This is a genomic window from Halorubellus sp. JP-L1 (genome assembly GCF_011440375.1).
Taxonomy (GTDB): domain Archaea; phylum Halobacteriota; class Halobacteria; order Halobacteriales; family Natrialbaceae; genus Halorubellus.
On sequence record NZ_JAAOIR010000003.1, the window covers coordinates 274,683 to 289,060 of the forward strand.

Genomic DNA, 14,378 nt, shown 5'->3' on the forward strand with positions numbered 1-14,378 from the left:
CGTCCGTTCTTCCTTCCGAGGGTCGGTCATTGTGAGGGGTCGAGGTCTCAGGCCCTGATGCAGCCGATATCGTCTCACGGCCAGGAGAAACAATAATAGAGCCTACAAAACACTTAATTACCGGGTCGAACAGTACCAACCACGGATGAACGTACTGCACGACCTAGAGGCCCGAGTAGGGAACCCGCTCTCGGTGGCCCTCATCGGCCCCGGCGTATACGGCTCGCATGTCGCGATTCAACTCGAGGAAACACCCGGCGTCGAGCCGACGATCCTCGCAGACCTAGAACGACGAAAAGCGGAGGAGACGTATCGACGGGCAGGCGTTCCGGACGACGCAGTCGCCATCGAAGAGACCGCCTCCGGCATCGAAAACGCGCTCGCGGCAGACCAGCGGGTCGCGACGAGCGACGGAGCCCTAGCGGCTGGTGCGCCAGTCGACGTCGTCATCGAGACGACCGGGAACGCGGAAGCGGCCGCCGTCCACGCCTGGGAAGCAATCGACGCCGGCAACGACGTCGTGATGGTCAGCGTCGAAGTCGACGTGACTATCGGCCCGCTCCTCGCACGGTTCGCAGAGCGCCAGGGCGTCACCTACTCGATGGCGTACGGCGACGAACCTGCACAGGTCGTCGAACTCTACAACTGGGCGCGCACGCAGGGGCTTGACATCATCGCCGCCGGCCAGGGCACCGAACTGACGTTCAAGCCTCACGCGACCCACGAAGACTCGCTCGACCGCTACGACCTCCCGGAGTCGTTCATCGAGAACTGCGAGCCCGACGCCCGGATGTACAACACGTTCCTTGACGGGACCAAGGTGGCCGTCGAGCTGTGTGCCGCCGCGAACGCGCTCGGCCTGCCGACGGACACCGACGGCATCCACATGCCAGAGACCGACAAGGACGGACTGCTGGAGACGCTCAGGCCCACCGAAGCTGGCGGTGTCCTCGACCAGACGGGGGTGATCGACTCCGTCACCCCGACGGACGACAACCCCAGTGCATTCGTCGTGACGGAGGCAACGAACGAGGCGACGCAGGCGTACCTGAGCCAGCGGTACAACATCCGTACGACGTCGGAGGGACGCTACCAGCTGTTCCACCGACCGTACCACCTCCCCCAGGAGACCATCGTCAGCGTCGCACTGGCCGGCCTCCACGACCGGCCGACAGGCGTCGTGACCGAGCAGACGACCGAGGTCGTCGCCGCGGCGAAGCGAGACCTCGAACCCGGCGAGACCATCGCCGGTGGCGGTGGCGACACGATCTACGGACGAATTCAGAACGCCGACGTCGCGACGGATGCGGAACTCGTCCCCTTCGAACTCCTCCGCGGGGCGACCGTCGAACGACCGGTAAATACCGACCAGCCACTCTCCGCCGCCGACGTCAGCCTGAATACCGACTCACCGCTCTACCACCTCCGGCAACTGCAGGAATCGTTCTTCTGACGACGAGGGGACTACGTGCCCCCAAATATACTCCGGGTCATGTTCACGTCTCTCTTTGAGTCCAATACACGCACATGTCCAGTCGACGTAGTTCTACGCGTCGCCACGCGGCACAACCCGCATCGCTGGCAAGGGCATCGCGATTGAGCATATCGCCGACGATAGCGTCGGTGCTGGTGTCGCTCGCGATCGAAAGCCGACGGCGAGGGCACGTCGCCCCGAAGTATTATACCTGCTCTCCCGGAAACCGAGGTATGGTGGAGACAGTCCGCACCAGTCACTACATCGACGGCACGTGGCGAACAGGCACGCCAACGATCGACGTCTCGAACCCGGCGACCGAGGAGACAATCGCGACGATTCCAAGTGCGGACGAGGCACTCGTCGAGGAAGCGCTCTCGGCCGCACAGTCCGCACAGGACGAGTGGGGGGCGATGCCTGGCGTCGAGCGCGCGGAGGTCATCCGCGACATCGGCGCAGTCATCGAGGACCACGTCGAGGACGTCGGCGACGTCCTGATGGCCGAACAGGGCAAGCCGAGAAGCGCGGCCCACGGCGAGGTCACGGGAACGCTCACGCTCGCGGACTACACCGCGGGCTGGGGTCGCCGCATCGAGGGCGACATCGTCCCGAGCGACAACCGCGACGAGCAGATCCAACTCCAGCGCCACCCGATGGGCGTCGTCGCCGCCATCATCCCGTGGAACTACCCCATCGCAGTGCTGATGCGGAAGATACTCCCCGCGCTCATCGCCGGGAACGCCGTCGTCGTCAAGCCCAGTTCGACCACGCCGCTGGCGACGATACGCGTCTTCGAACTCCTCGACGAGGAACTCGACCTGCCGGACGGCCTAGTGAACCTCGTCCTCGGTGGGAGCACGGTCGGCGATGCGTTGGTCACCGCCCCCGACACGGACATGGTGACGATGACGGGGTCCACGAGCGTTGGCAAGAAAATCATGGAGGCCGCCGCGCAGAACCTCACGCCCGTCTCGCTGGAGCTCGGCGGAAAAGCGCCCGCTATCGTCGCCGCGGACGCCGACGTCGACGCCGCCGTCGAAGACATCCTCACGGCTCGCATCACGAACGCCGGTCAGGTCTGTACGTGCGCCGAACGCGTCTTCGTCCACGAGGACGTCGCCGAGGAGTTCACCGACAAGTACGTCGCGGCGACGGACGCGCTCGAACTCGGGCCGCCGGAGAGCGACCCCGAAATGGGGCCGCAGGTGACACAGGGCGAACTGGACTGGACGCACCAGTCAGTCGAGGCAGCCGTCGAGAGCGGGGCGGCACTCCTCGCCGGCGGCGAGCCGCTCTCGGGTGGCGACTTCGAGCGCGGATTCTGGTATCCGCCGACGGTGCTCGGCGACGTCGACCCGTCGATGGACGTCGTCGAGCAGGAGGTCTTCGGTCCGGTGACGCCGATAGTAACCGTCGAGTCCGTCGAGCAGGCCGTCGTGTACGCGAACCGGTCCCGGTACGGGCTCTCGTCGTACGTGTTCACCGAGGACTACCAGACGGCGATGCGGACGGTTGAGGACCTCGACTACGGCGAGACCTACGTGAATCGGACGCTCGGCGAGGCGTGGCAGGGCCACCACATCGGGTGGAACGACTCCGGGATGGGCGGCGACGACGGCAAGTACGGCGTCCTGAAGTACACGCAAATTAAGAGCGTCTACCACGACTACAGCTAACCCTCCAGCCTCTCGGGGCAGAATCCCGGGAGCGGCCGGCTGGGCGAAGTTCCACTGGAATGCACATGTTCACGTCGCGCGCGCTCGCTCCGGACTCGTTGGCCGGACTGGCCGGCAAAGACTGAAGTGGGGCTGTGCCGTGTGTCGAATCTGTTGGAGCAACCGACAGATAGCATGGAGATCACGGACATCAACTCCTACCACATCGACTACGAGATGGACGCGCCGTTCGAACCGTCGTGGTATCCCGGGTTCGAACAACACGTCCACAAAGTACAGCTCTACGAGGTCGAGACCGACGCTGGAATCAGCGGCATCACGTCCGTCACCGGCGACGCGGCGCGCGTCGATTCCCTCGACCTCGCTCGGGAGTATCTCGTCGGGGAGGACCCTCGACACATCGAGCAACGACTCGACGACCTCGACTCGCTGAACTCGTACGGCCCGCGCCCGTGGCACTTCGAGATCGCGTTCTGGGACATCAAGGGCAAGGAGGTCGGAAAGCCCATCCACGAACTGCTCGGTGGGGACAGCGAGCCGATTCCCGCGTACGCGTCCAGCGGCGAACTCCGCCCCGTCGACGAACGCCTCGAGTGGGTCGCCGACCGCGTCGACGAGGGGTTCGAGGCGATCAAGCTACGATTCCACTCAGACGACATGGGCGACGACCTCGCCGTCGCCCGCGCCGTCAGGGACGAGTATCCAGATCTGACGATTATGGTCGACCTCAACATGGGCTGGAGTTTCGCCCATCCCGGCGGTGGCACGTGGACGTTCGACGACGCGCTCTCGGTCGCGCGCGAACTCGAGGACGTCGGGAACATCGGGTGGCTCGAAGAGCCGTTCAATCAACTGAACTACGAGGCACTCGCTCGCCTCCGCGAGAAGACCGACATTCCGATCGCGGGCGGCGAGTTCAACAACGGCGTCCACCAGTTCCGGGAGTTCGTCGACCACGACGCACTCGACGTCCTGCAGCCTGACGTGATGCTCAGTGCAGGCATCTCGAAGACGAAGCTCATCGCGGGGGTCGCGGAGATGCACGGGCTCCAGTTTGCGCCGCACACGTGGAACGACGGCATCGGGTTCGCCGCGAACGTGCAGTTGCTCGCCTGCACGAACCCGAGCTGGTGCGAGTACCCGATCGAGCCGCCGGGCTGGTCGCTGGACACGCGTGACTTCCTGCTCGAAGAACCGCTCACCGCGGAGGATGGCGCCGTGGTCCCGCCGACCGACCCGGGACTCGGCATCGACCTCGACTGGGACCTCGTCGACGAACTGGCAGAATCGACGGCCTGACCGTCAGAACTCGGTGACGACTTCCATCCCGAGCGTGCCGTAGTCGTCCATCGACGCGAGCCGGTCCGAGACATCCGAGAGACCCACCTCGTTCGTGACGAGGTCCGCGGGCGCGAGCTTGTCGCCGGCGATCATCCGGAACAGTTCCGGGTAGCGATTCGGTGGCATGCCCTTGACGCCGACGAACTCCAGTTCCGCGCCGACCATCGCGTCCACTGGGAGCGCTATCTCGCCGGCTTCGTCGTCGGTCGTCATCCCCACCTGTACGTGCTGGCCCTGCTCTCCGAGGGAGTCGACGGAGTTCCGGCACGTCTCCGCGATGCCGAGTGCGTCGACGGAGACGTCCGCCCCGCCGTCCGTGACGTCCTGTACTGCCTTCGGTACGTCCGTCTCGTCGGCCGTCACCGTCGCCGTCGCACCGACCTGCTTGGCGAGGTCGAGAGCGTCTTCGTCCAGGTCCACGGCAACGACATTCGCGCCGAGTGCGGCGCCGATGTTGACCGCGGAGAGGCCGATACCGCCGCAGCCGTGTACGGCGAGCCAGTCGCCCGCGTGTACGTCCGCCTTGTGCGCGAGCCCGTGGAACGCCGTCGCGAAGCGACAGCCGAGACCGGCCATCTCGACGGCGGTCATGCCGTCCGGGAGGTGGACGGCGTTGAAGTCCGCGTTGGGGATGGCGAACTCGGAGGCGAACGCACCGGGGAGCTCGCCCGTGAAGCCGAGGCTCAGCCCGTCCGAGCAGAGGTGCGAGTCGCCCGACCAACAGTTACCGCAGTGCCCGCACGCGACGTTGAACGGGATGCCGACGTCGTCGCCGACCGAAAAGTTCTCGACGTCGTCGCCGACGGCGGTTACGGTTCCCGCGGGCTCGTGGCCGAGGATGTGATCGTCGGTCGGGACGGACGGCCAGTGTCCCTTCCAGGCGTGCCAGTCGCTGCGACAGATACCGCAGGCGTCGGTTTCGACGACGATGCCGTTCGCGCTCGGGGTCACGGATTCGACGTCCGTCACCGTCAGTGGTTCGTCGTACGCAGTGAGGACTGCTGCTGTTCGCATACCACACATCACCGGAGGGTGCCCTATAAACTTTCGCGAGGTAGCCGTGGACTCCGCTTCCGGAGGCCGGGGGTCCGATTCCGTGAGCCGCGGGTCCTGGTCCGTCGCTTCGCGCTTGTACACCTGTGGCTTTGCGCTCCTGCAAGGTGGCTTCTTGGTCGCGTGCCCGTGAGCGTGCCGGCGGTGTCGTGTAGCTTGCGGTCCCAGCGTGAACTATCGGTCGGGGGGTCGCCGTTTGCGGGCGTGTGGACCGCCGATGCCGGGAGGTTCGGGCTCGGGACAAGACCCAACCACTTCACCACATGGTTAAATGATATATACATAGTTTTATTGCATAGGATTCCATGGGTGGTAATCGTATGCCACAGGGAGACACGGATACGACTATCGGGACGGACAGGCGGTCGGTACTCAAGCTCGGCGCCACCCTCGGGACACTCGGCGTCACCGGACTCGCCGGCTGCATGGGTAACAACGACGGGGGCGGCGACGGCGGCGATGGTGGCGACGGCGACGCCACCATTCAGGACGCCGACGAGGACGGTACCGATACGGAGGAGCCATCGTCGCTGCCGCGCGGCGGCACGTTCGTCGTCGGCGCCGCACAGGGCGTCCAGACGATGTCGCCCTTCCGCGGCTTCCTCGCGGACTACCTCATCGCCGAGACGATGTACGACCGCCTCACTCGCGTCGACCAATCGTTGGAGGTGCACCCGAACCTCGCGACGGACTGGGAGGTCAACGACGACTACACCGTCTGGACGTTCAACCTGCGGGAGGACGCGACGTTCAGCAACACGGACGGCACGACGATGACCGCCGAAGACGTGAAAGCCTCGTACGACTACCTCACGTCCGAGGACTACTCCGGGTCGGCGTCGAGCCTGAGCGGCGTGAAATCCCTCTCCGTCGTCGACGAAACGACGGTCGAAATCACGCTCAACAACCCCGACCTGGACTTCACGAAGCGCATCTCCGAGACCGGCGGGGCGTTCTTCATTGTACCGAAAGAGGTGCTCGAAGACGACCCGTCCAGGCTCGAGGACACCGACCACGGGACGGGACCGCTCGAACTGGACACCTGGAACCAGAAGAACGACATCACGTTCACCGCGAACGACGACTACCACCTCGAGGGCGTCGACGGCGACCCACTCCCGTACTTCGACAAACTGGAGTGGAACATCCTCTCGGACAACATCCAGCGCGCGAACTCGCTGTCCGACGGGAGCATCGACGCGATGAGTCGTACCTCCCCGAACGTCGCCGGGCGAGTGTCGGGGAACGCAACCCTCGTCAAGAAGACGTCGGGGCTCCAGTACCCGATCATCCTGAACACGACGGTCGAACCGCTCGACAACCCGAAGGTCCGCAAGGCCATCAAGTACGCGCTGGACCGGGAAGAGATCCTGGAGGCGGTCTCCCCGGAGGGCGTCCTCGGCCACCACTCGGGGGTCACGCCAGTCCACACGGAGTACAACGACGACCTGGACGTCGGCGACACCTTCGGCAAGACCGCGAACGTCGAGAAAGCGAATGAACTCCTGTCCGAGGCCGGATACGGAGACGGCCTCGAGATGAAGACCTTCCACTACGACGACGGCGTGCCCGCGAAGGAGGTCATCGCACAGCTCTTCCAGCAGCAGATGCAGCAGATCGGCATCGAGTTCGAAATCAACCGGCTCACCGAGGAGAAGTGGCTGTCCGACTACTGGAACCAGGATGACGTCTGGTACATCTCGAACTACTCGACGCGCGTCCTCGGTATCACGGTTCCGCAGCTCGCCCTCCGGTCCGAAGGCCCGTGGAACGAAGCGAACTGGAGCAACGACGCCTACGACGAAGCGTACGAACGGGCGGCGAACGCGACCAGCGAAGAAGCGAAGTTGGAAGCGATGAACGAGATGCAGCGCATCAACCACCAGGAGGGCGCGTGGGTTGGCACGTTCCACCCCAAGCTCTACGGTGGATACAAGGACTACGTGAAGAACTACGACATGTACCCGACGTACATCAAGGACTTCATCAGCCAGTGCGCGGTGGATAAATAACGAGACCCAGCAAGACCCGTTATGAACTACCTCTACCTGGTGAAGCGAACGGCAATCGCGCTCCTCTCGGTGTTCATCGTCGTGTCCGTCGTCTTCGGCATCACGACCCTCCTTCCCGGGAGCGCCGCGAACATCGTGCTCGGGACGGAAGCAACCGAGCAATCGATACAACAAGTCAACGAGGAACTCGGACTGGACCGGCCGCTCCCAGTCCAGTACGTCGACTTCGTCGGTGGCGTCATGACCGGGGACTTCGGAGAGAGCCTCATCTCCGGGCAACCCGTCATGGAGATGGTGTGGCCGCGGCTCCTGCGGACGCTCCAGCTCGCCGCCGTCGCGATGCTCATCTCGGTCGTCGTCGCAATCCCGCTCGGCATCCTCGCCGCGTCGGAGCGTGACACCATCGTCGACCACGTGGTAACCAGCGGGTCGTACGTCGGACTGAGCATCCCGTCGTTCGTCAGCGCGACGTTGCTGTTGTTGTTCCTGACGACGCCACCATTGGAGCTGTTCCCCAAGGGCGGGTTCGTCCCGATCAGCGAAGGGATGATACCGTGGCTCCATCACCTCCTCTTGCCAGCGATCGCGATGAACACCATCATCCTCGCGTACATCCTGCGGCAGACGCGGTCGTCGATGGTGGAGACGCTCGAATCGGACTACATCCGGACGGCGCGACTCAAGGGCGTCGCCGAACGGAACGTCCTCTTCAAGCACGGCCTCCGGAACGGACTGTTGCCGACCGTCACCGTACTCGCGTTGAACTTCGGATGGATGATGGGGAGCGTCGTGATCATCGAACAGATCTTCGCGTTCCCGGGCATGGGCGAACTCATCGTGCAAGCGATCGACAACCGGGACCTGCCGGTCATCCAGGCCGGAATCCTCGTGCCGACGATCGCGTTCATCTTCGCGAACTTCGCCGCGGACGTGATATACACAATGCTCGACCCACGCATCAGTCTGGGGGACGAATAGATGGCGACGGATACCTCTAGCACAACCGACTCGAGCGGGTTCGAACTCCCGCCGATAGTCGAGGCACTCCTGGAGAACCGCCGTATCCTCGTCGGACTGTCGATCCTGCTCCCGATCGTCGCCGTCGCCATCCTCGGGGATATCATCACCCCGTACGACCCGACGCAGACGCACGTGGCCGACCGGTACGCGGGTCCCGGCGGGAAGTTCCTCCTCGGAACCGACCATCTCGGCCGCGACCTGCTGTCGCGAGTTATCCTCGGCGGTCGAACCAGCCTCCTGCTCGGATTCGGCGCGACGGCGCTCGCGCTCGTCTTGGGCGTCCCGATCGGGCTGACTGCTGGATACGCGAAGGGTCGGGTCGACGAGGTCCTGATGCGGAGCATGGACATCATCATGAGCGTGCCGACGCTCTTGCTCGGCCTGCTCATCCTCGTCGTCCTCCCCTCGAACATCCTGAACGTCGTGATGGCCATCGGCGTCGTATACGCGCCACGCATCGCTCGCGTGACGCGCTCGGCGACGCTCTCGGTCAGCGAAGAGGAGTACGTCATGGCCGCGAAGGCGCGCGGCGAATCGAGTCCGTACATCCTCTTCCGGGAGATCCTCCCGAACGTCACCAGCCCCATCGTCGTCGAGGGGTCGGTGCGCGTCGGGTACGCGATCATGATCGGGACGTCGCTGTCCTTCCTCGGTCTCGGTGCTGGACCGCCGAACCCGGACTGGGGGTTCATGATCTCGACGGCACGAGACCACATCTATCAGACGCCGTGGTTCCTCATCTGGCCCAGCGTTGCGCTGTTACTGACTGTGATGTCGACGAACCTCATCGGCGACGGCTTGCGTGACGTCCTCGACCCGCGCGAAACGGGTGATCACTCATGAGTATGGAGACTCCGACCCGACGCAACGAGCAGGAAACGCTCCTCAGTGTCGACTCCCTCGACGTGAAGTTCGAGGTCACTGACGGTATCATTCACGCGCTCCGCGACGTGTCACTCGCCGTCGAGAAAGGCGAGACAGTCGGGCTGGCCGGTGAGAGCGGGAGCGGGAAGAGTACGCTCGCGCTCGCTATCGTCCGATACCTCGATGGGAACGGGTGGGTCGACGACGGCTCGATCACGTTCGAGGACACTGACCTGCTCTCGGCGTCGAAGCGCGAACTGCGCTCGATTCGAGGGAAGCGGATCGCGCACGTCGCGCAGAACCCTGCGCGGTCGCTGAACCCGAGCATGACCATTGGCGCGCAGATCCGCGAGACCATTGAGCTCCACCAGGATGTCGAGAGCGACGAGGAGGGTACGCGTCGCGTCCACGAGGTACTGGAGCAGGTGAATCTGCCGAACCCCGAGGGCATCGCCGATCGGTACCCACACGAGCTCTCGGGCGGCCAACAACAGCGGGCGCTACTGGCGATCGGCCTCTCGTGTAACCCGGACCTGCTCATCCTCGACGAGCCGACGACCGGTCTGGACGTGACGACACAAGCGAAGTTTCTCGACCTCGTCGAGGACCTCAAGGCCGAATACGACGCTGGCATCCTCCTGATCACGCACAACCTGGGCGTCATCTCGGAGATCGCAGACCGCGTGAACATCCTCTACGCGGGCGAGATGGTCGAGAAGGGCCCGGTCGAGGAGGTGTTTCGGTCGCCCGCGAACCCATACACGCAGGCGTTGCTGGCGACGACGCCAGAGATAGGCAAGGACAAGGAAGTGAAGCCGATTCCGGGTCGAATTCCCGAACTGGACGCGGTCCCGGACGGGTGTATCTTCGCCGACCGATGCGAGTTCGCGACCGATTCCTGTCGGTCGGGCAAGATCGGGATGGAAACCGTGGACGCCGAACGCGAGCACGAATCTCGGTGTCTCCACTGGCAGGATGTCCTGGACAATCCGATCGACGTGCCTGAGAAGACGGCGTCGAAGCGTTCTCGCGGCGAGCCGATACTCCAGATCGACGACCTCAGCAAGTACTACGACGAAGGGGGCTTCGTCAAGAACCTCTTCGGCGACCACGATCCGGTCAAAGCCGTCAACGGCGTGTCGCTCGACGTCCACGAGAGCGAAGCCGTTGGACTGGTCGGCGAGAGTGGCTGCGGGAAGAGCACGCTCGGCCGCACGATATTGAAGCTCCACGAGGTGACGAACGGCCGCATCGAGTACGAGGGGAAGGACATCGATTCGCTCTCGAAGCAGGAACTCAACGAGTTCCGGTCGGCGTGCCAGATCATCTTCCAGGATCCCGAAGCGAGTCTGAACCCCAACCGGACGGTCCTGCAGATACTGGAACGACCACTCAAGCTGTTCACCGACAAGTCGGCCGAGGAGCGCCGGGCTCGCTCGGAGGAACTGCTTACGCAGGTGAACCTCGGGAGCGACATCGTCGACAAGAAGCCCCACGAGCTCTCCGGCGGGCAACAGCAGCGCGTGGCGATCGCGCGTGCGTTCGCTGCCGACCCGGAGCTGATCGTGCTGGACGAACCGGTGTCGTCGCTGGACGTCAGCGTGCAGGCGAGCATCCTCAATCTGCTCGAGGACCTCTGTGAGGAGTACGGGACGTCGTATCTGCTCATCAGTCACGACCTGAGCGTCATCGAGGCGATCTGCGACCGCGTGGCGGTGATGTACCTCGGTGAAATCATCGAATCGGGGTCGACCGAGCAGATATTCAAGCCGCCGTACCATCCGTACACGCGTGCGTTGCTCTCGAGCATTCCGACGCTCGACCCGTACGAGGAGAAGTCTCGCGTTCGACTCGAGGGCGACGTGCCGAACGCGCGGAACCCGCCGAGTGGGTGCTCGTTCAACACGCGCTGTCCGCAGAAGATCGGCGAGGTGTGCGAGACCGACGACCCCGAGCTCGAAGACATGGACGGCGGTCACTGCGTGAGTTGTCACCTCAGCGAGGAGGAGATGAGCGACCCGCTCGACGCCGACCTCGACGAGGCGTAGGGCGCCGCCCCACTTTCGCCGCCGAACGACGTGCGATTCGCACCTGCGACGACCTGCCGGTCTATCGGACGAGCGTCCAATAATACTCGCGTGCTGCTCCAAACACGATAGAAAAAACCAGCCATTATACAGCATTCCAAATCTTTATACGATTACGCGCGCCTGTTCTTCCTACGAGTGATACCTAAGACACTAGGCGAGAACAGCGAGGTACAGAACTACGTAGACGGTGCGTGGCAGACGCCGTCGAGCGCGGAGGGACAACCGGTCGTCAACCCGGCTACAAGGGAGGAACTGGCGTATCTCCGGTATAGTAGAAGGGACGACCTCGACGCTGCGGTGGCGGCGAGCAACGAGGCCTTCGAGAGTTGGCGGTCGACCGCCGTCGAGGAGCGTGTCCAGCCGCTGTTCCGCCTGAAGCAATTGCTCGACGAGAACATCGAGGAGCTCACGGAGCTGCTCGTGATGGAACACGGCAAGACGCGCGCCGAGGCGCGCGGCGAGATCCGCCGGGGCATCCAGAACGTCGAGACGGCCTGTGGCATCCCGACGATGATGCAAGCCGGGAACCTCCCGCACGCCGCCCCGAACATCGACGAGACGGCCGTCCGCGAGCCGCTCGGGACGTTCGTCGGCATCACGCCGTTCAACTTCCCCGTGATGATCTCGTTGTGGTTCCTGCCCCACGCCGTCGCCACCGGGAACAGCTTCATCCTGAAGCCCAGCGAGCAGGACCCGCTCGTCACCCAGCGCATCTACGAACTCGTCGACGAAGCCGGGTTCCCGGACGGCGTCGTCCAGCTCGTCCACGGCGGCCCCGACACCGTCAACGCGATGCTCGAACACGACGGCATCGAGGGCGTCTCGTTCGTCGGGAGCACGCCGATTGCGCGCCACATCTACGAGACGGCCGCCGAACACGGCAAGCGCGTGCAGGCCCAGGGTGGCGCGAAGAACCACATCATCGTCACCGAGAGCGCCGACATCGACTACGCTGCGGAGAAGACCGTGACGTCGGCGTGTGCGTGCGCCGGCGAGCGCTGTCTCTCGAACGACGTGATGGTCATCGAGGAAAGCGTCTACGACGAGTTCGCCGACGCGCTAGAGGCGAAGACCCGCGAGCAGACCGTCGGCTACGGGCTGGACGACGGGGTCGACATCGGCGCTATCATCAGCGACGATCACCTGGAGACCGTCCGCGGGTACATCGAGTCCGGCGTCGAAGAAGGCGCGGAACTGCTCGTCGACGGCCGCGAGGTCACCGTCGACGACTACGACGGGACGTTCATCGGGCCGACCCTGTTCGGCGAGGTCACGCCCGACATGACGATCGCTCGCGAGGAACACTTCGGCCCCATCATGGGTCTCGTTCGCGTCGCGGACTTCGACGAGGCCGTGGACGTCGTGAACCGGAGCGAGTTCGGGAACGCCGCGAGCCTGTTCACGGACAGCGGCCACAAGGCCAACCGCTTCAAGCACGAGGTCGAGGCCGGGAACCTCGGCGTCAACCTCGGGACCGCCGCCCCGATGGCGTACTTCTCGTTCGGCGGCCGGAAGGACTCGTTCTTCGGCGACCTGCACGCGCAGGGCCAGGACATGGTCAACTTCTACACCGACAAGATGAGCTACATCGAGCGGTGGCCCGACCAGTCCTAGCGTCAGGACTCGTCGAGTTCCTCGATCAGATCCCAGTCGAGGTCGACGCCGAGCCCGGGGCCGTCCGGCGGGGCGACAGCGCCGTCCTCGGCAACGACCGGTTCCTCCAGCAGGAAGTCCCGCGATTCGGGCGTCCAGCCGGGCTGGTCGATGGGGTACTCGCACCAAGACGCGTCAGTCGCGGCGAGCATGTGGAGGTTCGCGACGAACCCGAGGCCGTCGTTCCACGTATGCGGTGCGAAATCCAAGCCGTGCGTGTCGGCCATCGCGGCGACCTTCGTTCCGCCACTGATACCCGTCGCCAGCACTGCGTCCGGTTGCAGGACGTCGAGCGACCCCTGCTTGATGAACTCTCTGAAGTGGTGGACGCCGTTGTTGAACTCGCCGCCCGCGATCGGAATGTCGGTCTTCTCGCGGAGGCGAGCGAGTCCCTCGTAGTTACGGCGGTCGAGGGGTTCTTCGAGCCACCCGATATTCCCGATGTCCTCGAGTTCGCGTGCGACCGAAAGCGCGTCCTTGAACGACCACGGTTCGACGTCCACCATCGGGACGCTCCAGCCCATGTTGGCGTCCATCATCAGCGTCAGGGCCGGATACGCCTCGCGGATACGTCGCGCGACCTCGAGGTCCGGGGCCGGGTCGTCGCCGTGACAGCGGAGCTTCACCGCCTCGAATCCCTCGTCGACGCGGTCGTGGACGTACTCGAGGCGTTCCTCGGGGCCCTGGCGTTCGCCGGTCGACGCGTACGCGGGGATAGGGTCGGCGCTCCCGCCGAGCAGTTCGTAGATCGGTTTCCCGGCGTCTTTGCCGACGATGTCCCAGAGTGCGACCTCGAAGTGCCACGGGCGCGGCCCCCAGAGGTTGAGCGGGTCCAGCTTCTCGACGAGCGATTCGATTTCACGTGGGTCTTCGCCCACCAGGAACATCTCGGCGAGCTCGAGGTAGTCCATCCGGCCCGCGAACCCGGAGGCCGTCGTGACGCCCGAGATGCCGGCGTCGGTCTCGAGTTCGAACAGGAGGACCTCGTGTTCAGACTGCTCGAATCCCGGCTTCCACGCCGGATGGAAACTGTCCGGCATGTCGTAGCGAAGGTGATACTGGTTGACGTCAGTTATCTCCATGCGTACGAGAACGTGCAGGGCGCGATGTGTTAAGCATTCACCTGCACATGTCCTATCGCGTGCAGTCCCGGGAGCCGGGTTTGTACGAGTGGACATGTTCAGCAGAACAGGAT

Annotated in this window: 10 protein-coding genes; 8 read left to right on the forward strand and 2 right to left on the reverse strand. The window is 64.3% G+C overall.

What is annotated here, in order from left to right; all coding sequences use genetic code 11:
* Nucleotides 1–145: 145 nt before the first annotated feature.
* The 3 genes from G9C85_RS15055 (at nt 146) to G9C85_RS15065 (ending at nt 4,449) form a co-directional block, all read left to right on the forward strand.
* Nucleotides 146–1,453 carry an SAF domain-containing protein gene (locus G9C85_RS15055; RefSeq protein WP_166041462.1) on the forward strand — a complete coding sequence of 436 codons (1,308 nt, stop codon included), beginning with the start codon at nt 146–148 and terminating at the stop codon, nt 1,451–1,453.
* Nucleotides 1,454–1,707: 254 nt separating this feature from the next.
* On the forward strand, nt 1,708–3,150 hold the full coding sequence (aldA, locus tag G9C85_RS15060) for an aldehyde dehydrogenase (RefSeq protein ID WP_166041464.1): 1,443 nt from the start codon (nt 1,708–1,710) through the stop codon (nt 3,148–3,150).
* 153 nt (nt 3,151–3,303) lie between these two features.
* The gene (locus G9C85_RS15065) at nt 3,304–4,449 is read left to right on the forward strand and encodes a mandelate racemase/muconate lactonizing enzyme family protein (RefSeq protein ID WP_166041466.1); all 1,146 of its coding nucleotides are present in this window, start codon (nt 3,304–3,306) and stop codon (nt 4,447–4,449) included.
* A 3-nt stretch (nt 4,450–4,452) separates the two neighbouring features.
* Here G9C85_RS15065 and G9C85_RS15070 read toward each other — a convergent pair whose 3' ends face one another.
* Complete coding sequence (locus tag G9C85_RS15070) at nt 4,453–5,505, reverse strand: alcohol dehydrogenase catalytic domain-containing protein (RefSeq protein ID WP_166041468.1); 1,053 nt, start codon at nt 5,503–5,505, stop codon at nt 4,453–4,455.
* Between the two features lie 359 nt (nt 5,506–5,864).
* Here G9C85_RS15070 and G9C85_RS15075 point away from each other — a divergent pair, with 359 nt between their 5' ends.
* From G9C85_RS15075 to G9C85_RS15095, 5 genes are all read left to right on the forward strand, one after another.
* Nucleotides 5,865–7,556 (forward strand): ABC transporter substrate-binding protein, encoded by a 1,692-nt coding sequence (locus G9C85_RS15075; protein ID WP_166041470.1) that lies wholly within the window; start codon nt 5,865–5,867, stop codon nt 7,554–7,556.
* Nucleotides 7,557–7,577: 21 nt separating this feature from the next.
* A complete protein-coding gene (locus G9C85_RS15080) occupies nt 7,578–8,534 on the forward strand; it encodes an ABC transporter permease (protein ID WP_166041472.1) in 957 nt (318 codons plus the stop codon).
* Nucleotides 8,535–9,419 carry an ABC transporter permease gene (locus G9C85_RS15085; RefSeq protein ID WP_166041476.1) on the forward strand — a complete coding sequence of 295 codons (885 nt, stop codon included), beginning with the start codon at nt 8,535–8,537 and terminating at the stop codon, nt 9,417–9,419.
* Nucleotides 9,416–11,488, forward strand: a complete 2,073-nt coding sequence (locus tag G9C85_RS15090; protein ID WP_166041478.1) for an ABC transporter ATP-binding protein — start codon at nt 9,416–9,418, stop codon at nt 11,486–11,488. The genes G9C85_RS15085 and G9C85_RS15090 overlap by 4 nt, the downstream gene beginning before the upstream one ends.
* Before the next feature lie 177 nt (nt 11,489–11,665).
* Nucleotides 11,666–13,144 (forward strand): CoA-acylating methylmalonate-semialdehyde dehydrogenase, encoded by a 1,479-nt coding sequence (locus tag G9C85_RS15095; protein ID WP_166041480.1) that lies wholly within the window; start codon nt 11,666–11,668, stop codon nt 13,142–13,144.
* Nucleotides 13,145–13,146: 2 nt separating this feature from the next.
* On the opposite strand, the gene G9C85_RS15100 is transcribed toward G9C85_RS15095, so the two are convergent.
* A complete protein-coding gene (locus tag G9C85_RS15100; RefSeq protein WP_166041482.1) occupies nt 13,147–14,265 on the reverse strand; it encodes a mandelate racemase/muconate lactonizing enzyme family protein in 1,119 nt (372 codons plus the stop codon).
* Nucleotides 14,266–14,378 lie beyond the last annotated feature (113 nt).